The 21,221-nt window shown below is 69.2% G+C and carries 22 protein-coding genes and 2 tRNA genes; 11 read left to right on the top strand and 13 right to left on the bottom strand.

The window, feature by feature from the left end:
- Window positions 1-115: 115 nt before the first annotated feature.
- Both VF106_RS17715 and VF106_RS17710 read right to left on the bottom strand, forming a co-directional pair.
- Window positions 116-553 (bottom strand): hypothetical protein, encoded by a 438-nt coding sequence (locus tag VF106_RS17715; protein ID WP_330840833.1) that lies wholly within the window; start codon window positions 551-553, stop codon window positions 116-118.
- Between the two features lie 384 nt (window positions 554-937).
- Window positions 938-1,010, bottom strand: a tRNA-Asn gene (locus VF106_RS17710).
- A gap of 128 nt (window positions 1,011-1,138) precedes the next feature.
- Between VF106_RS17710 and VF106_RS17705 the strand changes: the two genes are divergently transcribed.
- From VF106_RS17705 to VF106_RS17695, 3 genes are all read left to right on the top strand, one after another.
- Window positions 1,139-1,375: a hypothetical protein gene (locus VF106_RS17705; RefSeq protein ID WP_330840832.1), complete on the top strand. Its 237-nt coding sequence runs from the start codon at window positions 1,139-1,141 to the stop codon at window positions 1,373-1,375.
- A complete protein-coding gene (add, locus tag VF106_RS17700; RefSeq protein ID WP_330840831.1) occupies window positions 1,350-2,339 on the top strand; it encodes an adenosine deaminase in 990 nt (329 codons plus the stop codon). The genes VF106_RS17705 and add overlap by 26 nt, the downstream gene beginning before the upstream one ends.
- Before the next feature lie 16 nt (window positions 2,340-2,355).
- Window positions 2,356-2,429: transfer RNA gene (locus VF106_RS17695), tRNA-Ile, on the top strand.
- A gap of 201 nt (window positions 2,430-2,630) precedes the next feature.
- Here the strand turns inward: VF106_RS17695 and VF106_RS17690 are convergent.
- The 5 genes from VF106_RS17690 to VF106_RS17670 form a co-directional block, all read right to left on the bottom strand.
- Window positions 2,631-3,968: a hypothetical protein gene (locus VF106_RS17690; RefSeq protein WP_330840830.1), complete on the bottom strand. Its 1,338-nt coding sequence runs from the start codon at window positions 3,966-3,968 to the stop codon at window positions 2,631-2,633.
- A 209-nt stretch (window positions 3,969-4,177) separates the two neighbouring features.
- Entirely contained in the window at window positions 4,178-6,856 is a 2,679-nt protein-coding gene (locus VF106_RS17685) for a hypothetical protein (RefSeq protein ID WP_330840829.1), read from the bottom strand.
- Between the two features lie 195 nt (window positions 6,857-7,051).
- A complete protein-coding gene (locus VF106_RS17680; RefSeq protein WP_330840828.1) occupies window positions 7,052-7,774 on the bottom strand; it encodes a GAP family protein in 723 nt (240 codons plus the stop codon).
- Complete coding sequence (locus VF106_RS17675) at window positions 7,771-8,331, bottom strand: TetR/AcrR family transcriptional regulator (RefSeq protein WP_330840827.1); 561 nt, start codon at window positions 8,329-8,331, stop codon at window positions 7,771-7,773. The genes VF106_RS17680 and VF106_RS17675 overlap by 4 nt, the downstream gene beginning before the upstream one ends.
- 31 nt (window positions 8,332-8,362) lie before the next feature.
- On the bottom strand, window positions 8,363-8,695 hold the full coding sequence (locus VF106_RS17670; protein ID WP_330840826.1) for a hypothetical protein: 333 nt from the start codon (window positions 8,693-8,695) through the stop codon (window positions 8,363-8,365).
- A gap of 29 nt (window positions 8,696-8,724) precedes the next feature.
- On the opposite strand from VF106_RS17670, the gene VF106_RS17665 reads away from it, so the two are divergent.
- Complete coding sequence (locus VF106_RS17665; protein ID WP_330840825.1) at window positions 8,725-9,165, top strand: MarR family winged helix-turn-helix transcriptional regulator; 441 nt, start codon at window positions 8,725-8,727, stop codon at window positions 9,163-9,165.
- Here VF106_RS17665 and VF106_RS17660 read toward each other — a convergent pair.
- Both VF106_RS17660 and VF106_RS17655 read right to left on the bottom strand, forming a co-directional pair.
- Window positions 9,140-10,060, bottom strand: coding sequence for an SDR family NAD(P)-dependent oxidoreductase (locus tag VF106_RS17660; RefSeq protein ID WP_330840824.1), 921 nt, complete (start codon window positions 10,058-10,060; stop codon window positions 9,140-9,142). The genes VF106_RS17665 and VF106_RS17660 overlap by 26 nt on opposite strands.
- The gene (locus VF106_RS17655; protein WP_330840823.1) at window positions 10,057-10,443 is read right to left on the bottom strand and encodes a RidA family protein; all 387 of its coding nucleotides are present in this window, start codon (window positions 10,441-10,443) and stop codon (window positions 10,057-10,059) included. The genes VF106_RS17660 and VF106_RS17655 overlap by 4 nt, the downstream gene beginning before the upstream one ends.
- A 54-nt stretch (window positions 10,444-10,497) precedes the next feature.
- Here VF106_RS17655 and VF106_RS17650 point away from each other — a divergent pair, with 54 nt between their 5' ends.
- The 3 genes from VF106_RS17650 to VF106_RS17640 all read left to right on the top strand — a co-directional run bounded on the left by VF106_RS17650 (window position 10,498) and on the right by VF106_RS17640 (window position 13,439).
- A complete protein-coding gene (locus VF106_RS17650; RefSeq protein ID WP_330840822.1) occupies window positions 10,498-10,995 on the top strand; it encodes a hypothetical protein in 498 nt (165 codons plus the stop codon).
- A gap of 54 nt (window positions 10,996-11,049) precedes the next feature.
- The gene (locus tag VF106_RS17645; protein WP_330840821.1) at window positions 11,050-11,730 is read left to right on the top strand and encodes an alpha/beta fold hydrolase; all 681 of its coding nucleotides are present in this window, start codon (window positions 11,050-11,052) and stop codon (window positions 11,728-11,730) included.
- 233 nt (window positions 11,731-11,963) lie between these two features.
- Window positions 11,964-13,439: a GMC oxidoreductase gene (locus tag VF106_RS17640; protein ID WP_524535856.1), complete on the top strand. Its 1,476-nt coding sequence runs from the start codon at window positions 11,964-11,966 to the stop codon at window positions 13,437-13,439.
- Here VF106_RS17640 and VF106_RS17635 read toward each other — a convergent pair.
- Window positions 13,426-13,911 (bottom strand): carboxymuconolactone decarboxylase family protein, encoded by a 486-nt coding sequence (locus VF106_RS17635; RefSeq protein ID WP_330840820.1) that lies wholly within the window; start codon window positions 13,909-13,911, stop codon window positions 13,426-13,428. The genes VF106_RS17640 and VF106_RS17635 overlap by 14 nt on opposite strands.
- 3 nt (window positions 13,912-13,914) lie before the next feature.
- Entirely contained in the window at window positions 13,915-14,979 is a 1,065-nt protein-coding gene (locus tag VF106_RS17630) for an NAD(P)H-dependent amine dehydrogenase family protein (protein WP_330840819.1), read from the bottom strand.
- A 75-nt stretch (window positions 14,980-15,054) separates the two neighbouring features.
- Here VF106_RS17630 and VF106_RS17625 point away from each other — a divergent pair, with 75 nt between their 5' ends.
- The 3 genes from VF106_RS17625 (at window position 15,055) to bla (ending at window position 17,825) form a co-directional block, all read left to right on the top strand.
- Window positions 15,055-15,912, top strand: coding sequence for a LysR family transcriptional regulator (locus VF106_RS17625; RefSeq protein ID WP_330840818.1), 858 nt, complete (start codon window positions 15,055-15,057; stop codon window positions 15,910-15,912).
- Entirely contained in the window at window positions 15,899-16,795 is an 897-nt protein-coding gene (locus VF106_RS17620) for a serine hydrolase (RefSeq protein WP_330840817.1), read from the top strand. The genes VF106_RS17625 and VF106_RS17620 overlap by 14 nt, the downstream gene beginning before the upstream one ends.
- Window positions 16,796-16,916: 121 nt before the next feature.
- Entirely contained in the window at window positions 16,917-17,825 is a 909-nt protein-coding gene (gene bla, locus VF106_RS17615; protein WP_330840816.1) for a class A beta-lactamase, read from the top strand.
- 14 nt (window positions 17,826-17,839) lie between these two features.
- Here bla and VF106_RS17610 read toward each other — a convergent pair whose 3' ends face one another.
- Entirely contained in the window at window positions 17,840-18,169 is a 330-nt protein-coding gene (locus tag VF106_RS17610) for an Rv1352/Rv1906c domain-containing protein (RefSeq protein WP_330840815.1), read from the bottom strand.
- Between the two features lie 403 nt (window positions 18,170-18,572).
- Here VF106_RS17610 and VF106_RS17605 point away from each other — a divergent pair, with 403 nt between their 5' ends.
- On the top strand, window positions 18,573-19,943 hold the full coding sequence (locus VF106_RS17605) for an L-serine ammonia-lyase (RefSeq protein WP_330840814.1): 1,371 nt from the start codon (window positions 18,573-18,575) through the stop codon (window positions 19,941-19,943).
- Between the two features lie 18 nt (window positions 19,944-19,961).
- Here VF106_RS17605 and VF106_RS17600 read toward each other — a convergent pair whose 3' ends face one another.
- Window positions 19,962-21,194, bottom strand: a complete 1,233-nt coding sequence (locus VF106_RS17600) for an FAD-dependent oxidoreductase (RefSeq protein ID WP_330840813.1) — start codon at window positions 21,192-21,194, stop codon at window positions 19,962-19,964.
- Between the last annotated feature and the right edge of the window lie 27 nt (window positions 21,195-21,221).

The following is a 21,221-nucleotide window of genomic DNA, read 5'->3' as shown; positions in this document are numbered from 1 at the left end:
GTCTACACGGCACGCCCGCAGCGGGGGAGTGGCCGCCCACGACCCTCGCGCGGTCGATAGCGGCTCGGTCCCCACGCTAGGGGCCTCTCAAGATGCCGTTGGTTCGGTGTCCTGGTTAGCAAGCCGCTAGTTTCGCGCTGTCGCCGTACCGGCTGACCTTGCCCGTGGGCCGCCCGCTCGCGTCAAGCCATTCGATCAACGCGTGCGAGTGGAGCAGCTCGCATTCGGAATGGTAGAACGACTTGCCCATCACCGGCCGGCCGCCGTTGGGTAGGTTGCCGCACGGCCAACCGTCCCGCGTGTACTGATTGTTGTCGTCGTCCCAGAGTTCAACCCAAAGGTTGCAGTTGGTTGCACCCCTCTGATTGATGTAGACGTCTCCTCGGACCTGGACGCCGATCTTGGTCAGGCAGACGCCCATCTGCCAACCGTCGATAGTTTGACTTTCCCGGCATGTGTTGGCGGCCTGAGCGGGCTCGGCCACCGCGATGAGCGAGCTGGCGGCAAGCGCGACGCCGACGGCCGCGTGTACGAGTTTTGCGCGAAGTGACATGGGGTTCCTCCTGGTCCGTGGTCTGGGCGAGCTAACGGCCGAACCAGGATCGCGGGCCGACAGGAGTGGTCGGCAGGACTCAGACCAACCACGGACCGTCTTCGGACCAGCGCCCTGCATTGCCTGAGCTGGCGCGGAGACCGAGCTTGACGAGCCAAGCGACGAGCGCGGCCCACAGGGCCCGGGACGACGGTCCGGCTCATCACTGAGGGTGCCGAAGCCCTGCAGGTCATCAAGTCCTCGAAGGCTTGAATGATCAGCCAGCGCCGCCTTGGTCGAACATCTGTGCAACCAGACTACGTGTCAAACCTGACGCGTACCTGACGGGCAAAGGGACGGTCATGATCAAAAACAAAGACCCCAGGTCACTGACCTGGGGTGAAGCTCCTCCAGCTGGACTCGAACCAGCAACCCTTCGATTAACAGTCGAATGCTCTGCCAATTGAGCTATGGAGGATCGCTCGTCGGACTCGGTCCGACGAGGTGTAACTGTAGCGCATGGTTTCACAGCGCCCGGCACAGGGGACTCCCCTGAGGGATGATGGACCCACAGCGGCTGGTTGAGCCAAAGGGAGGCGAGGACACATGAAGGCGTTCATCGTGGGCGCCGCGGTCGGGTACGTGTTTGGCGCGAAGGCCGGGCGGGGCCGATACGACCAGATCATGCGGACCTATCGCAAGATCGCTGACCATCCGGCCGTGCAGGGCGTGGCCGGTGTGGCACGTGCCAAGGTCGGCGAGAAGACCGGCCTGGGAAACCGGCACAAGTCCGCTCCTCAACAGAGCAACGGTCTGCGTGAACCTGCCCTCACCAAACCGTGACATACGGGAGCTGCCCAAGGCGCAGCTCCACCTGCATCTGACCGGTGCCATGCGGCCGGCCACGCTCACCGAGCTGGCCGGCCGTTACGGGATCAGGGTGCCCCCACCTCTGCCCAGCGCGGCCGGGACCTGGGCGGCCTTCCAGGACCGCTACGACGCGTCCCGCGCCGTGCTCCGCACCCCGGCCGACATCCGCCGCGTCATCGTCGAGGCCGCCACGGACGACGCGGCCGACGGGTGCCGCTGGCTGGAGATCCAGGTCGATCCGACGGCGTACGCGCCGGTGTTCGGTGGCCTCGAACCCGCCCTGGAGGCAGTGCTCGCCGGGGCGGCCGCGGCGCCCATCCCGGTCGGCGTGCTCGTGGCGTCGAGCTGGGTGCGTCCACCCGCCCACGCACTGACACTGGCCCGCCTCGCGGCGAGATATGAGGGGGTCGTGGGCTTCGGCCTCTCCAACGACGAACGCGGCGCCGTCGTGGCGGACTTCGCGCCGGCGTTCCGGGTGGCACGGGATGCCGGGCTGCTCACCGCACCACACTCGGGTTTCTACACACCCGCTGCGCACGTGCGAGAGTGCGTCGAACTTCTCGGCGCCACGAGGATCGGCCACGGCACCTCGGCCGCGACCGACCCCCAGGTCGTCGACATGCTCGCCGCGCGAAGCGTGGCACTCGAGATCTGCCCCACGTCGTACCCGCCGTTCGGCGTGCACGAACTGTCGACGATCCCGCTGAAGACCTTCCTCGCGGCCGGGGTGCCGGTGGCCCTGTCGACCGACGACCCACTGCTGTTCGGGGTCGGGCTCACGGGACAGTACGAGATCTGCCGGACCGCGCTCGGTCTCACGGACGAGGACCTCGCGTTCCTCGCGGCGAGCGGCATCCAGGCCTCCGCCGCGCCCGCGGACCTGAAGACCCGCCTCCTGTCGGAGGTCGCCACCTGGCTCGCCACCGGCAGCCAGTAACCTTGGCCCCACCCCGGGGGCGGTAGCTCAGTTGGTTAGAGCAGAGGACTCATAATCCTTTGGCCGTGGGTTCGAGCCCCACCCGCCCCACGTTCCGCGTGTTCGACGCTTTGCGTCTTCCCGGTGTCCTTGTTTGTTGTGGGGGGCGACCCCCCACACCCCCATGTTGCGGTTGGTTCCTGACCCAGCGTGGTTCCGTTGGTGGACTGCTTGTCCGGGGACTCCGTTCTTGTGCTGGGTTTCGGGGTTCGTGCCTGGCCGGGGGACCGGCTGGGCACGAACCCCGGGTCTTTATCTGCCTGACCGTGCTGAGAGTGCGATGGTGAGGTCGTCGAGGTGCTGGTTCAGGACGGTGGTGTTGTTGGTGCGTTGGGTGGTGGTGGGCTGGTTGTTGACGCAGCCCGGTACGTCGGCGACGTTGTAGCAGTTGTTCGGGTGGTTGCCGCTCACTGCCGCGCCGTTGGTCAGTGTGACCTGTGCGCTCAGGGTGTAGATGCCTCCGCCGTTGGCGGGGCTGGGAAACGCGCCGGTGCCGGTTTCGCCCGCGACGTTGCCGCTGACGGTTCCGCCGTCGAGGGTGAGGGTGTCGTAGAAGACGCTCAGACCGCCGCCTCGGCCGCCGTAGCCAGCCCAGCCCGTGTAGCCGCTGGGCGCAGCGAAACCGGCGTCGCCGCCGTGGCCTGTCTGGTTGCCGGTGATCCCGGTGCCGGTGATGACCGGGTACAGCGGTCGGCCTTGGTCGGTGGACATGAACACCCCGGCGCCCGAACCGCCGCCACCGCCGTCGCCAGAGCTGCCGCCGTTGGGACCACCCGAACCACCGTCGGCGCCGCCCGCGGTGATGTTGCCGGTGATGGTGCTGCCGGTGATCCGCAGGACGGTGCCCCTGATGACCTCGACGCCGCCGCCGAACCCGCCCGAGCCGCCATCCGCTCCTGCCGTCGTGCCTATGCCGTTGCCGCCCCGACCGCCTGCGCCGGTCGCGTTGTCGGTGACCAGGCTGTCGGTGATGGTCAGTGGGATCAGGGTGGAACCGTAGGAGGAGACGCCACCGCCGAAACCGCCGAGTCCGCCGCGGCCCGCCTGGGTGGTGGCGGTGGCGTCAGCGCCGGGAGCACCCGAGCCGGCGACGTTGCCGGTGATCACGCTGTTGGTGATGGTCAACGGACCCCAGTTGTAGATACCGCCACCGGACTTGCCCGAGTTTCCTTCCCCGTACGTGTTGGTGCCGACGCCGTCTGGGGCGTGGCCGCCGGTGATGGTGACCGCGTTGAGAGTCAGGTCGCCCCAGTTGGTGATGATCCGGAACTGGGGTGCGCCCTTGGCTCGGCCGATCGTGGCGTGGTTGCCGTTGATGGTGAGCTTTCCCTCGATGGCGGGCAGTCCGGAGGCCCACGTGGTGTCGGCCGCAGTGGTGAGTGTGTAGACGCAGTTCGGCGCCAGGGACAGGGTGTCCGCGGCGGCGGAGGCGTTGGCCGTGGCCACTGCCTTGACCAGCGCGGTCGGATCGCAGGGCACGTCGTAGTCGGCGGCCTGGGCCGGTGCGGCGGTCAGGGTGACTGCTCCCAGCGCGACCACTGTGGCCGCGGGGACGACGGTTCGTCTTCGGAAGCTTGTGCTTTGTGGCATCAAGAAACCTCTCACGTCATGGATCAGCACCAGAACTTCGTGGTGCGACCGGTCCTTCAGCATCGGGACCGTTTCGGACAGACCACTTCGAGCGGTGTGAATCGCGTGCGGGCACGCCACGGTTATCGGTTGTCGACAGTCGCGACAACGAGAACCCCCAGTTCACATGACAAACACTACTCGAATTACCGCGCGCTGCCATGAGTCGTTCAGCGGTATGCGCGACTCCACAAGGCGGGCCAGCCGCCTCGTCCGAGCAGCGCGGCCGGGATGAACAGGCCGTGTTCGGCTACCCGCTGGCCGAACAACGCCACCGGTGCGCCGAGTTCGGCCGCCGACGCGATGGCGTGCTGCCACGGCCCGTCCTCGTCGAACAGGTCGGTGGCCGGAAAGCCCGGTACCGTGGTGGTTCCCGGCACCACCAGTCGCACCCTGTTGTCCACTGTGGACGGAGGGGTGCAGGTCGTGGCGATGACCAGCGCGCACAACAACTCGCGTGACGGCCGGCGGGCCACCGATCGGGCCAGCGCGTCGTCGCCGGCCAGTTCGCCCATGGCTTTGCGTACCGCCCGCGCCACATCGTCCATGGCGTGGGCCGGGGCGATCTCCGGGCGGCGCACCAGGGTTCGAAGCATCCGGGGGAGTGGTGCACCGTCGGTCAGCGTGATGAGCCGGTCGTATTCACGCAGTCTTGGGTCGAGCCTCTCGACCGCGGCGGCGAGCGGGCGAACGCGTGTGGTCCGCCACAGGGCTGGTGCGCCGAGCCCGTCGTTCAGGGCAGTGCGAAGCAGTTCGACATGCTGGGCCGGGCCGAGGCGCTTCAGTGCGACCACCGCCGCGTCCGGTTCGAAGTCGGCCGGCTGCCCAGGCCGTCCGAGTCCGCGCGCCAGCACGGCATACGTCCGCCGCGCGGATGTGGCCTGTGCTGCGGCCAGCTCTCGTTCCACTTCGGTTGTCAAGGCGCGTGTCAGGTCCGCTGGCAGGCGTCCGGCGCCAGAACGGCGGGACGAGCGAGGGCGCACGGGCGGGATGGGCAACGCTGGTTCGAGGGTGAATGCCTCCGGTGGCGCCAATGCCTTCACCCACCGGGTGACGTGCTCTTCCACAGTCGGGTCAACGGTGTCGTTGAAGCGCGCACGCAGCTCGTGGATCTGCCAGCCGGTGACGCGTCGTCGAATGTCGAGGTTGGCGACGCTGCGACCATCGCCACTGTCGCGCAACGCAATCAGCACGCACTGGCCACGATGGGCCTGTTCGGCATACCACGACCCGCCGATGCAGTTGCCCATGTAACTGGACCATCCGGCCAGTTGCCTCGGCTCGCGGCCCAGTTCGATGGACAGCCCGGTGCCGGGGAGGACCTGTTTGTCCACAGCAGACAGTTCGGGTGGGATCGGGAAGACCCCGACGCTGGCCTCGGCGACCGCCGCGTCCGCCATGACCCCCGTGACCAACTCCGGCCAGCTTCCGCAGCGGGGCGGCGGAGTCGCGCCGAACGCGACCAGCTGGGCGACACCGGCGGCCGCCAGTGGCACGGAGTCGGCACGCGGGCGGCTCGGGTCCGGCGGTGGCGCCGGTGGGTCGTAGTCCAGCTCGGGTGCGGGCCGCGAATGCCGCATGGTGGCGGCCTCGTTGCCGTAGAACGGCGCCAGGGCGTCGGCCAGGTCGGCGTACCAGAGCAGATCATGTGGTGCTTCCAGGGAGGCCGGATCGCCCGCGGCCGCCCGCTGCGCGAGTGTCTGCTGTGGACCGTCGGCGTGCGCGTCCGGCAGCGGCGGCTGCTCCCAGCCGCCAGGATCACGCCCGAACCCCGCGGCGGCGCGCCACTGGCGAAGCGCATCGGCGTGCCACGGTTTGCAGGTGTCCCAACAGTTCTGCAGTGGTTGCTCGTCCGTCTCCACGAGGAGATCGGCCACCGCGTCCAGGACGACGACACCGTAGTTGCGGGCCATGGCGACCCGTTGCCGCACGTAGTTCTCGGTCTTCTTGGTGATCGTCCGGTCTGGCCGCAGCTTCTGGGCCAGGTCATGGACATAGCGCCCTGGTCGTGCCGGATGGCTGTAGGCGCCCTCGCCGTGGCGACTCGCCGCCCTCCGCTCACCGTCGGTCAGGCAGGCGTCGGCCGCGGCCAACTCGCTCTGGTGTTTCCGCGCGGCGGCCTCGAGACCTTCGTCGGACATGGTCCTGGCGAACCGCAGCAGCGCGGTCGCCGCGATGGCGTCGTGCACCAGGAACTTCAACTCCGCTGCGGCCCACCACCGTGGGGGCCGCCAGCGGGCCGCGGCGGCCAGCGTCGGGCCGTCGCCGACGTCCCTCGTCAGCTCTCGCACGATCGCCTCGTCGAAGTGGGCGCGGTGGCGCTCGCGGAGCCTGTCGATCCGATCGGCTCGGGTCTGCGTCGAGGGCAGTCTGACCATCCGCTGCCGATCGAGCAGTTGCGTGCACACGTGTTGCCACAGGCTGACGACCAGCGCCAGCCTTCTCGGCCGCTGATAGCGCGTCAGGCTCCGGGAAAGGTGATCAGACAGTGTGGACGCCGCGCCCCGCGGGAACGGGTCGACGCCGTTCGGGGCGTGTAGCTCGAGCACGCGCTCCAACTGCTCCGGCCCGAGAAGGTCGGACACGGCCGAGGCCAGCTGCAGTGCGGCCCAACGCTGCTCGACGATTGCCGTGTTCGCGACCGCGCCGACCCGTTTGGTCGCTGACAGCCCGAACAGTGCCACCAGAACGCTGGACCGGTCACCCAGCCGGTGTGCGTCCTGCGTGCCGAGGAACCTCAGTGCGGCGAGCACCGCGTCGCGCCGGTCGCCGGGGGCACCGACCAGCCGCGCCGACGTGAAGCCGCTGCCGAGATCGACGCCCGCACCCCGCGGCCACCTCGGTCCCACCGGCCACCAGCACAGTGAGCTGTTCGACAGCCTCCCGCACAGTTTCGGGTTCGGCGTCGGCCGGGCCAACGGCAACCGGCGAGCCGACCCCGGCCCGACCCTCGACTGGCGTCGCCTTACCGCCCGAGGTCGGCAACCAGCAGCGCGACCCGGGCTCGGTTGTCACCCCAAACGCCAGTCTTGTGGACATCACTCCTATGATCCCGCACTCGCGCCACCCATTTGCGCGAAGAACCCAAGCTGGTACGCGGCGTCGCGAACAAGCAGGAAGCCGACGATGGCCAGGATCCAGCCGGTGGCGGAGGTCGCATGGCGCTGGAACCACGTGTTGGCGCGTTCGAGTATCGGGGTGACACGTTCCGACAAAGCCGTTCGCAGGGCGAGAAGTAGCAGCGCCGGTAGCACCATCACCACGCAGTAGACCGCGAGCACCGCCACCTGAATGGGCCACGCCACACCAGCGAGCATGGCTATCGCACCCAGGTAGGGGAACATCGTGGCGACCTCGAGTGTGCCGGCCATGATTGCCAGTGCGATGAGCGCACGCCGTGAACCGGTGGTTCGGTGCACCCGCTCGGTCCAGGTCGCGGTCGGTGACTTTCCCTTGGCCGCTCGGCGTTTCGGGTCGAAGCGGAAGCTCAGCGCGAACAGGGCGACGCCGGCCGCCAACTCCAGCCAGTAGCCCCGGTCACCGGCGAACACCGAACCGAGGCCGGTGCGCAGAACGCCGCCGCCGAGCGCGACCAGCACGCCGATCGTCAGGTAGAAGACGGTGATCGTGGCCAGGTAGTACAGGATCGGCACGACCCGAGGTCGGCCCGGCGAGAGCATGAGCACGACGGGCACGAACAGCGTGCCCACGCTCGTGCTGTCCAGCAAGGCCAGCGCCGCCAGGGAAGCGGCGAACGCGACGCTCACCTGAACACCCGATCGACGGCCAGCCGCAGGCCGCGCGTCGCCAGTTCCGGTGTGACGTCCGCCGGGTTGGTGACCATGTCCAGGATCAGACCGTCCACAACGGACGTGAGCAGGACGGCTTCCACATGTGAGGTCTCCGCTCCCAGCGCCTCGTGCATCTGGCGCATCGCGGCCGCGTGCAGCGACAGCGCCGGGTGCGCTGGCAACGTGCCGGCGAGGAAAGCGACCCACACCAGCGCCTCGGCGAACCGTTCCTCGTCGAGTGGCAGCATCGTCTCGAGCATCCGGTACACGGTGTCGGCGATGTCCTCGCCCTCGCGGCGTTCCCCCCACGCGGTGTCGAGGCGTTGGAACGTCCGGTCCGTCAGGCAGCCGAACGCGAACTCGAGCAGCTCGTCCTTCGTCGAGAAGTAGCGCTGGATGAGGCCGACGGAGACGCCGGCCTCCGCGGCGATCGCGGCCATGCTCGCCTCGGCGAACCCGGCGCGGGCGATCACCCGCAGCAGCGCGTCGGAGACCTGTCCCCGGCGCAGGTCGTGATCAGCGGTACGTGGCACCGCGTAAAAATATGTCCATATTTTTATCTCGTCAAGCGTGGTGGTGGCGCACCTCGAAGTGCTGGGAGCGCTCGTCGTGGCGGGCGAGGAGTGCGCGGGCGGTCGGCGGGACGACGGAGGCGGTCGCGTCCTGACCGGCGAAACGCTCGACCGCGGCCCAGTTGTCGAAGGTCATCAGGGTGAGGAAGTGGGCCGGGGCCTCGGTTGGTATGCGGCGCAGCACCGTCAGGCCGCGGAGCCCCGGGATCTCGCGCGCCATGATGCCCGGGGCGATCGTGCCGTTCAGCAGCTCGTCGTAGGCCGCGGCGTCTTCGGGTGTCGTCCAGCCGTGCCAGGCCCGGACTATCGATCCATGTGACAGCATGCTGTTAAACTAACAGTATGCTGTCTTCGGTGGAAGCGTATCGGCTCCTGATCGCGGACGTGTACGAGCTGGCCGGTCTGTCGCGGCGGACCAGTGAGGAGATGGCGCGGGCCGTTGGACAGACGGCCGCGCGTTGGCATGTGCTGAGCGTCCTGTCCGACGCGCCCAGGACGGTGCCCTCGGCGGCGAGGCGGCTCGGGTTGGCACCGCAGAGCGTGCAGCGCGTGATCGGGGATCTCGTCGACAGCGGGCATGTCGAGGCGGTCGACAACCCGGATCATGCACGGTCGCCGCTGATGCGGCTGACCGGTCAGGGGCGGCGGGCGCTCGACGAACTGTTCGCGCGGTCCGAGGACGATCGGGCCGCGGTGGTCGACCGGGCGGGGGTGACGGCCGGCGAGCTGGCGGCGGCGCGCGAGGTGCTCCGCAAGCTCGCCGGCGCCCTCAGAACGTCGGTTCCACACCCGTGAGTTCGCGGCTGACCGTCCACACGTGCGAAGCGACGTCCGGATCGGCCAGCGTGCCGCGCACGGGTTCGCGGCGTGGGGCACCGCGTGTGCCGAGGAACCGCGGTCCCCACATCTGTCCACTCTGGATGGTCGGGTCGAGGGTCGCGCGGACCGCGGGCCACGCGCCGGCGTCCTTGCCCTGCAGGACGATCCGCGCGGCCAGCGCGCGGAGCCGGGTGCCAGCAGTCCGGACGTGCACGGGTGGGCGGGGCGCGGTGAGGGAGTCGAGTGCGCCACCGGGGTGCACGACCACGCTCGTCGTCGAGTGGCCTGCCGCGCGCAGGCGACGGTCCAGTTCGAAGCCGAACAGCATCTGGGCCAGCTTCGACCGTGAGTAGGCGAGCATCGGCTTGTATCCGCGGCTGGTCTGGAGGTCGTCGAGATCCAGCTGGGCACGCTTGCCGACGAAGCTGCCAGTGGTGACGACGCGGCTTCCCGGTTGTGCCGACAGGAGCGGCGCGAGCCGGGCGACCAGCGCGAAGTGGCCGAGGTGGTTGACGCCGAACATCATCTCGTGACCCGCGGCGGTTTCCTGCCGCGGTTGGTGGTCGAGCATCGTCCCGGCGTTGCACACGACCGCGTCGAGGCGGTCGGCTCCCAGGGCGTCGACCGAGGCTGCCAACGAGGACAGGTCGGCGAGGTCCAGCCGCACGTGCCGCACCTGGGCGTCACGGACGCGGGCGCGGATCGCGCCGGCCGCGGCGTCCGCCTTGGCCGGGTCGCGGCTGCCGAGCACGACCGTCGCACCGGTGCCGGCGAGTTGCTCTGCCACGAAGTACCCGATGCCCGCGTTGCCGCCGGTGACGAGAAATGTCCTGCCCTCGGCCCTCGGCAGCCGATGTACGTCCCATGTCATGACCGGCGCCGGGCGTCCACTTCGATCTCGATCTTCATTCGGGGGTCGGAAAGACCGCACATGAGCATGGTCGCGGCCGGGCGGACCTCGCCGAAGTAGCGGCGCAGGACGGGCCAGCACGGTTCGAAGTCCGCGCGGTCGGGGAGCAGGTACCGCACCCGCACGACGTCGGCCCACCCGCAGCCCGCCTCGGACAGCGCGGCCTCGATGTTGTGTAGGCACTGTTCGGCCTGCTCGACCACGTCGTCGGAGATCGTCATGGTCGTGTAGTCGAAGCCGGTCGTTCCGGACACGTGGACCCAGTCGCCGTCGACGACCGCTCTGGCGTAGCCGATCTGCTCCTCGAACGTGGATCCACTCAGGATTGCTCGTCGTGCTGTCACGGCTCGACGGTAGCACTTGACACTGACTGTCAAGTACTTGCTAGTGTCTGTTAAGTGGCGACGACCTCAGAGCACGTGGAGCTGCGGGACGACCTGGTTCGGCTCGTGACGAGCCGGTTGTTGGACCCGCTCGAGATCCTGCTGCCGGACACCGGAATCGACCGGTTGCGGGAGCGGGTGCGGCAGGACGCCGAGATGTGGGCGGCGCAGCTGCTCGGCGCCGACGACGCTCTCGCGCGGCAGGTCGCCGTGCGCCTGATCGCCGTGCTGTACCCGGGCGACACGCCGTTCGACCCGCCGGAGCGCTGGTGGGCGACCCCGCTTGGTCGGATCACCGCGCGCCGGGTCGGCCATCCCGCGCGCGAGCATGTCTCGTTCTCGGTGGCGGGGGCGATGCTCGGCATCACCCGGCAGGGCGTGCACGACCTGGTCAGCCGCGACAAACTGCGGCGCCACCCGGACGGCGGGGTCGCCGTCGCGTCGGTGCGCGCTCGACTCGGCACGTTGGGAGACAAGGATGATCCGGTCCGGCACGGTAGACATCGCGGTTAATGACCATGGTGGCGACGGCCCGCCGGTCGTGCTGCTGCACGGTGGTGGCGGGACATGCGCATGTGGGAGAAGGTGGTGCCGCGGCTCGCCGGGCGCGTGCTGACCGTCGACCTGCGCGGGCACGGCGAATCCGGTGACGGGCCATGGGAATGGGACGCGGTCCTCGACGACCTCGACGCCGTGACCGACCACTTCGGACTGTCCGCGCCGGCCGTCGTCGGGCACTCGCTCGGCGGGATGCTCGCCGGGATGTGGGCGCGGCGCCATCCGGACTGCCCCGCCGTCGTGAGTCTGGACGGCCACCGGGCCGCCGCGACCCATCCCGCCAACTACGCCGGGATGCCGGCGGATCGCGTGGCCGAGGACCTGGCGAAGCTCACCGCGATCTTCGACGCACAGGAGGCGATGATCACGCGTCCTGGTCGCGAGATCATGGCGGCCTTGCGGTCCTCCGCCGAGTTCGCCGACTCCCTGCCGGTCTTCGCCGACGTGACCAGCCCGTTCCTGGTCGTGCTGGGTACCAGGGACCTTCCCGGCCTCCCGTCGGAGTTCACCGCCCTGATGGCGGCCTACCGAGCCGGGCTGCGCCGCGACCTCGCCACGCTCACCGCGCGCCGGCCCAACATCGTTGTCGAGGAGCTGGACGCGAGCCACGGCATGGTCTTCGAACGGCCCGACGAGGTCGCGGCGCTCGTCAACCGGTTCGTCCACCGGGCATCTGCCACTGCCGTGTAGATCTTCGAGATCGAGCCACTGTCACCGCTCGCGGGTAGCGCGATGTCCTCGGGTCACGTATAACTTGTTCTAAATCCTGCGTGCGTGAGGAAGCTCTCATGACCGAGACATCGACGTCTGCCAAGGTTTCCGGCCGCTTATCCCGTCGTTCGCTACTCGTTGGAACTGGTTCTATTATCGCGACCGCTGCGCTCGCCGGCAGAGCCGCGGCCGCGATCGGGGACGGTGCGCACGTGCCCGTCCTGGTGATCGGCACCGGCTATGGCGGCTCGGTCGCCGCGCTGCGGTTGGCGCAGGCCGGAGTGGACGTCCACATGGTCGAGATGGGCATGGCCTGGGACACGCCCGGCACCGACGGCAAGATCTTCGCCAACACCAAGACCCCGGACTATCGCTCGTACTGGCTGCGTACCAGGACGAAGCAGCCGATCAGCAGTTTCCTCGGCTTCCCGATCGACAAGGACGTGCCGCGCTACACCGGCATCCTCGACGCCGAGGAGTTCAGCGGCATCATCGTCTACCAGGGACGCGGGGTCGGCGGTGGATCGCTGGTCAACGGCGGCATGGCCGTGACACCGAAGCGGGAGAACTTCGGCGCGATCCTGCCGTCGGTGAGCGCCGACGAGATGTACGGCACCTACTACCCGAGAGCCAACTCCGAACTCGGCGTCAACAACGTCGACCCGGCGTGGTGGGAGACCGTCGACTGCTACCAGTACTCCCGTGTCGGCCGCAAACACGCGCAGCGGTCCGGATTCGCGTTCACCTTGGTGCCCAACGCCTACGACATGAACTACATGAAACAGGAGGCAGCAGGCTCCGCGCCGCAGTCCGCGGTGGCCGGAGAACTGTTGTACGGCAACAACTATGGCAAGAAGTCGCTGCCGAAGACCTACCTGGCCAAGGCCAAGGCGACCGGTCGCGTCCAGATCTCGCCGCTGCACAGGGTCACCTCGGTCACGCCGGCCGGTACGCGGTACACCGTGGTCATCGAGCAGCTCACCTCCGACGGCACCGTCAGCGCCACCAAGACCGTGACGGCGGACCGGGTGTTCTTCGCGGCCGGCAGCGTCGGCACCAGCAAGCTGCTCACCAAGCTGAAGGCCACTGGCGCGCTGTCGAACCTCAACGGGGAGGTCGGCAAGGGCTGGGGCGACAACGGCAACGTCATGGTTGGCCGGGCCAACCACATGTGGGACCCGACCGGTGCCGTGCAGACGTCGATCCCGACCGCCGGCATCGACAACTGGGCGGCGGGTGGCGCGTTCGCGGAGGTCGCCCCGCTGCCGACCGGGATCGAGACGTACGCGTCGTTCTACCTGTCCATCACGAAGAACCCCAACCGCGCCCAGTTCTCCTGGAACGCCGCCGCGAACCGCGTCGACCTGAACTGGCAGACGGCGTGGAAGCAGCCGGCGATCAACATGGCGAAGACCATCTTCGACAAGATCAACTCGACCGAGGGGACGATCTACCGCACCGACCTGTTCGGTGGCACCAAGACCTGGGGAGATCACCTCACGTACCACCCGCTGGGCGGCGCCGTGCTGAACAAGGCGACCGACAACTATGGCCGCCTGCACGGTTACGCCGGCCTGTACGTGATCGACGGCGCGTTGGTACCGGGCAACACCAGCGTGAACCCGTTCGTCACGATCACCGCGCTGGCGGAGCGGAACATCGAGAAGATCATCGCTACTGACTTCTGACGGGCAGCACGCACGCCGTGTCCAGACCGAGAACGCGGTTCAACCGGCCGAAGGCCAGCCACGAGCCGATGCTCATGGTCAGTTCCACGATCTCGGTCTGGGCGTAGTGCGTGGACATGCGGTCCCAGAAGTCGTCGTCCAGGCTGTGGTGGTCGGTGGCGTACCGCTCGGCGTACTCGGCGGCCAGTCGGGTGCGGTCGTCGAACGCGTCGGTGGTGCGCCAGTTCGTGACGTCGTCCTCGAAGCCTGGCTCGACCTTCTGTCCGTCGCGCTCGGTGCGCCAGTCCTGGCAGAACACACACCCGTTGATCTGCGCGATCCGCAGCCGGGCCGCCTCGAACTCCCGCAGGCCCAGCGTGCTGTTGGCGTACACGGCAAGGGAGAACTTCGACGCGGCGACCCCGATGCCGGGCACCATCTCGCCCCACACGTAGCCGATCGGGTCCTTGCCTTCTGGAATGTCGATGCGCATGTCTCACTTCCTCAGATAGCCGGGCCGCAGGGGTACGTCGAGTGCGTCGTAGAGTCCTGGCTTGGCGTCGACGAGCCAGTCGATGGCGTTCACGAGCCGGCCTGCCGCGGTGGCGTTGCCACCCGCGGACCGGTTCTCGCCCTCGTCGGTCGCCTCGACGGTGACCTCGATGCGCGGCCGACCCTCGATGATCACGCGGTGCGCGCCCGCGCCGCTGGGTGGCTGCGGCCAGTCCGGCGCGCAGGACGGGTGGATGCGGGTCACGTGCTCGATCACGATCCGCGGCTCGCCGTCGACGACACCCTGTACCTCGAACCGCACCGCACCCTGCGTGCCCGCGGCGAACTCACCCATGTTCGGTGTGGTCACGGTCGTTTCGAGAGGCCGGCGGTCGAGGGTCTCGCGGATCTCGTCGAGGTCGACCTTCATGGCCCGCGCCATCAGCCGAACCTGTCCACCCCACACCATGGTCGGCACCGACGGCATGAGCATCGGCGGCTGGTAGTCCATCGGCTGCCCCATGCCGACGAGGTAGCGCACGGAGTCGGGCTGCTCGTAGGTCGAGTAGTCGAAGATCTCCTGGCAGCGCACCACGTCCACGGCCGAGCCGAGTCCACTCACGAGCAGTGGCAGGACGTCGTTGCCCCAGCCGGGATCCACCCCCGAGACGAACAGGGAGCCACCGCCCGCCGCGACAGCTTCTAGAACAGGTTCTCGTAGCTCCGCCGGTGCGTTGCGCTGGTCGTAGAGCGGGTACAGCGCGGGCGTGACGACCACGGCGCCGGCCCGCACCGCCCGCACGACGTCGGCGAGCGCGTCGTCGAACCGGACGTCGCCGGAGGCCGCGTACACGACCGCCCTTGGCTTGGCGGCGAGGACCGCGTCCACGTCATCCGTGGCCAGGACGCCAAGTTCGCGGCCGAGGTCGGCGATCTCCCCGGCGTCCCGCCCCACCTTGCCGGGATCGTGCACGAGCACGGCGGCCAGTTCCAGCAGGGGATGGGCCACCACGGCCCGAACAGCGGCACGGCCGACGTTGCCAGTACCCCACACCACCGTGGCAATCATGCCTTCGAGGCTAACTGAAACACGTTTCACTGCCTAGTGGCTGGTCAGTGGCTGATTCCTGGTTTCATGGCCAGCGTGGATCTGCTCAGACATCTCCGTTTGTTCGTCGCCGTCGCCGAGGAGGGGCACTTCGGACACGCCGCCGACCGGCTCGGGATGACGCAACCGCCCGTGTCCCAGGGGATTCGGCGGCTCGAGGACCGGCTCGGCGTCACGTTGCTCACGCGGACCGCGCGTGGGGTCGGCCTCACGGCGGCCGGTGCCGACCTGCTGCCTCGCGCCGCGGCGTTGCTGGCCGACGCGGAGCGGTTCACCGAGGACGCGCAGCGGCACCGGGGCGCGCACACGGAGCTGCGGATCGGCGTGGTGCCGCAACTGCCCGCGTGGCACATCGCGGCGGTCGTGGACGGGGTGCGGCGGGCCGGGGCGCGGGCGGTCACCACCGTGGCGTCCACTGTGGAGCTCGTCGGTGCGGTCACGGCCGGTCAGCTGGACTGTGCCGTGGTCCACCATCCCGCGCTCGTGCATCCGCTGGAGTGTGGGCAGGTGGTCAAGCTGCCGGCCGAGTTCCTCGTGCCGGCCGGCCGGACCGTGCAGCGGTTCGCCCACCTACGTGAGCTGGCGCTCGCCGCGGCGCCACGCAGCCACAACACCGCGGCGAGTGACCTACTCGTGGATTCCTTGCGTGCCAAGGGACTCGACCCGGTTCTGTTGCCCGCGCCGACGGACCGGGACACCGTCGCCGCGGTTGCCGCCGGTCGCGCGTTCGGGCTCACCGCCGACCCGGACCTGCGGACGCCAGGGGTGGACCGGGTCGCGCTCGGCGGGGAGGAGTTCCACCTTCGCGTGCGACTGGTCTGGCGCCCGCCCACGCCGGAGCTGCGCGAAGTGATCGAGGACGCGCTGACGGGGGACCGCCGTGGCGTCGGTTGAGCAACGCATTCGCGACACGTTCCGGGACGCCGGGGCGGCTGGCTGGCTGCACGCGGTGCCGGTGGTCGACGCGCCGAGCCGGGAGATCGGCGTCGGCGCGGACGAGCAGGTGGTCATGGCCTCGGTCTACAAGCTGCCGCTGCTGGTGGCGCTGTGCCAACGGTTCGCGGACGGGACAATCGACCCCACCGCGACGGTGCGGGTGCATCCCCAGTCGAGCTCACCGGGTCCGACGGGGGTGGCCACGTTCCTCGACCCGGTGACGCTGTCGTGGCGGGACCTCGCCGCGTCCATGATCGCGGTGTCGGACAACGCGGCGGCGGACGTGATCCTCGGTGCGGTCGGGCTCGACGCCGTGCGCGACGTGCTGACCGCGTGCGGGTTGGCCGGCACGAAGGTCGTCGGCGGTCAGGCCGACATCGAAGCCTCGCTCGTGCGGGACACCGGCGCGACGTCGGCGGCCGAGGCATTCGCGTTGCTTGCGGACAACGACGAGGCGTTGACGGTCAGCGTGTACGACCCGGCGTTCGCGAGCGCCACGACAGCGCGGGACATGACCCGGCTGTTGTCGCACGTGTGGTCGGACGCCGTGGTGACGCCCGAGCAGTGCGCGTTGATGCGGCGGCTGTTACGGCAGCAGGTCTGGCCGCACCGGGTGCGGGCCGGCTTCCCGCACGCGGGGGTGGTGGTGGCGGGCAAGACCGGCACGATCGGCGCGATCCGCAACGAGGTCGCGGTCGTGACGTTCCCTGGCGAGACCCCGATCGCGGTGGCGGTGTTCACGTTCGCCGCCCGTGCGGACGCGGCGCTCCCGGCGGTCGACGCGGCGATCGGCGAGTGCGCGCGGCTCGCCGTCACCGAGTTGCGGTCGGGTCGCTGGTGAGAACCGGCTGCGCTGACCTGCGGTGATTCGAAACGGATATCGGCCTTCCGTGGTGGCTGTATTGGCGTGCGCCGCGCGGGTTGTGCTTCCGTCATCGGTGATCACCACAGGGAGGAACCACATGGGGAAGACCTTGCTCGCGGCCGTGCTCGGCGTGGCGCTCGTCGCTGGCTGTTCGGCGGCGCCGACGTCCGCCGCGCCACCGAGCACGACCACGACCACGACGACCGTGTCCGCAACGCCGGCAGACCCGGGTCCGTTGCGGGACCTGGAAAAACAGCACGGCATCCGGCTGGGCGTGTACGCGTTGAATGTCGACACCGGACAGACACTGTCCTATCGGGACGGCGAGCCGTTCGCGATGATGTCGGTGTTCAAGGCTTACCTGGTGGCGGCGCTGCTACACGAGCACCCGCTGAGCACCGGGTTCTTCGACAAGCGGATCACGTACACGGAAGCGGACCTCGTGATGAACTCGCCGGTCACGAGCGCCAGGGTGGCGACCGGCATGACGGTCGCCGAGCTGAGCGAGGCGACGATCACCGTGTCCGACAACACCGCGGCCAACCTGCTGCTGAAGGAACTGGGCGGTCCGGCGTCGCTGACCGCGTTCGCCAGGAACATCGGCGACACGAAGACACGTTTGGACCGCTATGAGCCGGAGATGAGCGCGGCCGTCCCCGGCGACGTCCGCGACACGACCACCCCGACCGCGATCGGCGAGGCGTTCAAGTCGCTAGTACTGGGTGACGTGCTGCCGGCGCCGGAGAAGGAACAGCTGACCGCGTGGCTGCTCGCGAACCGCACGGGCGGCGAGCGGATCCGCGCGGGCGTGCCGAAGGACTGGAAGACCGCGGACAAGACCGGCAGCGGCTACTACGGCTCGGCCAACGACGTGGCGATCACCTGGACCCCGGACGGCACACCGCTGGTCATCGCGATCATGACGACCAAGGAGGTCGAGGGCGCCGACTACGACAGCGCCCCCATCGCGGCGGCGGCCGAGGTGGCGGCCGAGTCACTCACCTGAAACTGGGAGCCGGCTCATGTGGTCGCGAACGTGCACCCGCTTACCTCGAGGTACTCACCCGCCACAGCGGTCAGCCGAGTCGGCCCCTCAGTGAGGTTGTTCGCGATGATGTCGTTGCCGGCGCTGTCGCTCAGACGGGCCCAGTAACACATCCCGCCGGGCCCGGGTCCGTCCGATTTGTATTCACCCGGAGTGATGTCGGTGCCGACCAGGTAAGGACCGTCGCCGAACTGTGCCGCCGGCGGCGGAGGCCCTTGCGTGACCGTCACCGGCGGCGGCGCGGGTGCGGTCTCGGTGAAGGTTTTCTCGACCGTCTCCGTGATCGTGTGCACAGGAGCCGCCACGGGGTCCCTACTTCGGTCGCCTTGGCGAAGTAGGTGCTCACGGCTCCGATGCCGAGTCCGAGGAGAAGCAGACCGCCGGGCACGGCGACGCGGAGGAGCGTCATTCGATCCATGATGGGTTTCGGCTTTCTCGAAAAGCGGATGAGTTCTCGCAACGCGTGGCGCGTCGCCTTTCCCGAAACCCCGCGGATTGTTCCGGTCGTTGTATCTCGCATCGCGTGGCGCTCACCGTCCGTTACCAAGAGCTGTTGAGTTGCCGGTCGTAGCCCGGAGCGGTACGACAGGGGAGCGAGGTCGGGGGCGGGCCGGCCGGACCGTCCACGGCGGCCGGTCGGTCCGGCTGTCACACCGATCGCCCGCGGCGACCTACGATGGCGAGTAGGGGCGGCGGCACGGAGGTTCGATGACGATCAGTGTGTTCGACCTGTTCTCGGTCGGTATCGGGCCGTCGAGTTCGCACACGGTCGGGCCCATGCGGGCCGCCCGTACCTTTGTTACGGGGCTCGACGAGGACGGGCTGCTCACCGATGTCGCGTCAGTCAGGGCCGAGCTGTTCGGCTCGCTCGGCGCCACCGGCCACGGGCACGGCAGCGGTCCGGCCGTGCTGCTCGGGCTCGAGGGTGAGGAACCCGAGACCGTCGACACCGGCGCCGTCGCGGAGCGGGTCGAGAAGATCAGGACCACGCGCCGGCTCGTGCTGCTCGGCCGGCACGAGATCGACTTCGACGACGACTCGCTGGTACTGCACCGCCGCCGCAGCCTGCCGTTCCACCCGAACGGAATGACCTTCGAGGCGTTCGACAGCGCCGGTGCCTCGGTGCGGGCCCGCACCTACTACTCGGTCGGCGGCGGGTTCGTCGTCGACGAGGCCGCGCAGGGCGCCGACCGCATCAAGGTCGACGACACCGCCGTCGCCTATCCGTTCCGCACCGGTGAGGAGCTGCTCACGCACTGCCGCCGCACCGGTCTGCCGGTCAGCGAGATCATGCTCGCCAACGAGACCGCCTGGCGGCCCGCGGACGAGGTGCGGAAGGGGCTCGCCCACATCTGGGACGTCATGCAGGAGTGCGTGCGCCGCGGCTACACCCAGGAGGGCACACTGCCCGGCGGGTTGAAGGTCCGCCGCCGCGCGCGGGAGATGTACGAACACCTGTCGTCGGACACGTTCTCCACCGACCCGCTGCGCGTCATGGACTGGGTGAACCTGTTCGCGCTCGCGGTGAACGAGGAGAACGCGTCCGGCGGCCGGGTGGTGACCGCGCCCACGAACGGCGCCGCCGGCATCATCCCCGCGGTACTGCACTACTACGCGCGGTTCGTGCCGGGCGCCACCGACGAGGGCGTGGTCCGGTTCCTGCTGACCGCCGGCGCGATCGGCGTGATCTACAAGGAAACCGCGTCGATCTCCGGAGCCGAGGTCGGCTGCCAGGGCGAGGTCGGCTCGGCGTGCTCGATGGCGGCCGGCGCGTTGTGCGAGGTGCTGGGCGGCACGCCGGAGCAGGTGGAGAACGCCGCCGAGATCGGCATGGAGCACAACCTCGGCCTGACCTGCGACCCCGTCGGCGGCCTGGTGCAGATCCCGTGCATCGAGCGCAACGCGATGGGCGCCGTGAAGGCCATCAACGCAGCCCGGATGGCGCTGCGTGGCGACGGCACCCACGTGGTCACCCTGGACAAGGTGATCAAGACGATGCGGGAGACCGGCGCCGACATGAAGGTCAAGTACAAGGAGACCGCGCGGGGCGGCCTCGCGGTGAACGTCATCGAGTGCTGACCGCGAGGCCGCCGGCGTTCACCGCCGGGCGAACGCCGGGGCGTGCTCCGGGCGGATGCCGCGCCCGACCACATAGGCCGGGATCCGGCGGAACCACGGGAACCGCTTCATGATCCGCACCGGCAGCGGCAGCTTCCCCGACGCGCGCACGATCTCGATCTCGCCGGACAGGGCGGGGCCAAGCACCCGCGCGTGCAGGAACCGTTGTGCGCTCTGGACGACCACCGTCGGCAGCCACCGGCGCCGCTGCACTTTCGCCAGGTCCCGGGTCGTGACCGTGCCCTTTCGCAGCGGCGTCGCGAGCAGCGTCGCCGCTGCCACCGCGTCCTGCACCGCGAGGTTGATACCGACGCCACCGACGGGTGACATCGCGTGCGCCGCGTCGCCGATGCACAGCAGCCCCTCCTGGTACCAGCGGTTCAGCCGGTCGAGGCGGACGTCGAGCAGCTTCACGTCGTCCCATGTCCTCACCGCGTCGACCCGGTCGGAGAGCCACGGCGCGACCTCGGCGATGCTCGCGACCATCTCGGACACCGGCTGCCTGCGCTGCTCGGCGTCGCTGCCCTTGCGGATCAGCGTCGCGGTCTGCCAGTAGTCGCCGCGGTCCAGCATGACCACGGCACGCGAGCGGCTCATCACGCCGATCCCGCCCTCCGGGTCGTCCTCCTTGCGCGGCAACCGGAACCACCACACGTCGAGCGGTGTCGGGAAGTCCCTGATCCGCAGGGCCGCCGCGGAGCGCAGCACCGAGCGGCGGCCGTCGGCGGCGACCGTCAGGTCCGCACGGATCTCGCCGGTCTCACCGCCCGCGGTGCGGTATGCCACGCCGACCACCCGGCCGTGCTCTCGCACCAGGTCGACGGCCTCGGTCTCCATCCGCAGCGTGAACGTCGACTCCTGCTTCGCCGCGTCGGCGAGCAGGTCGAGCAGGTCCCACTGCGGCACCATCGCGATGTAGTTGTGCGGGCCCTTGAGCTGCGTGAAGTCGCCGAACTGCACCATGCCTTCCGTCGTGGGCAGCTGAACCCGTTGCACCCGGTTCTGCGGCAGCTTCGCGAACGCTTCCCCCAGCCCCAGCTCGTCGAGCAGGTCGAGCGTCGTGGGGTGCACGGTGTCGCCCCGGAAGTCCCGCAGGAAGTCGGCGTGCTTCTCCAGCACGGTCACCTCGACACCGGCACGTGCCAACAGAAGCCCCAGCACCATCCCCGCAGGACCGCCACCGACGACGACACACGTGGTCCGCTCAGCCATGATCCCCTCCAGTCAAATTCAATTCTT

The sequence above is a fragment of the Actinophytocola sp. genome (assembly GCF_036378875.1).
GTDB lineage: Bacteria > Actinomycetota > Actinomycetes > Mycobacteriales > Pseudonocardiaceae > Actinophytocola.
Note: the sequence above shows the minus strand (reverse complement) of the source record. Positions and strands in the feature narration are given on the sequence as shown.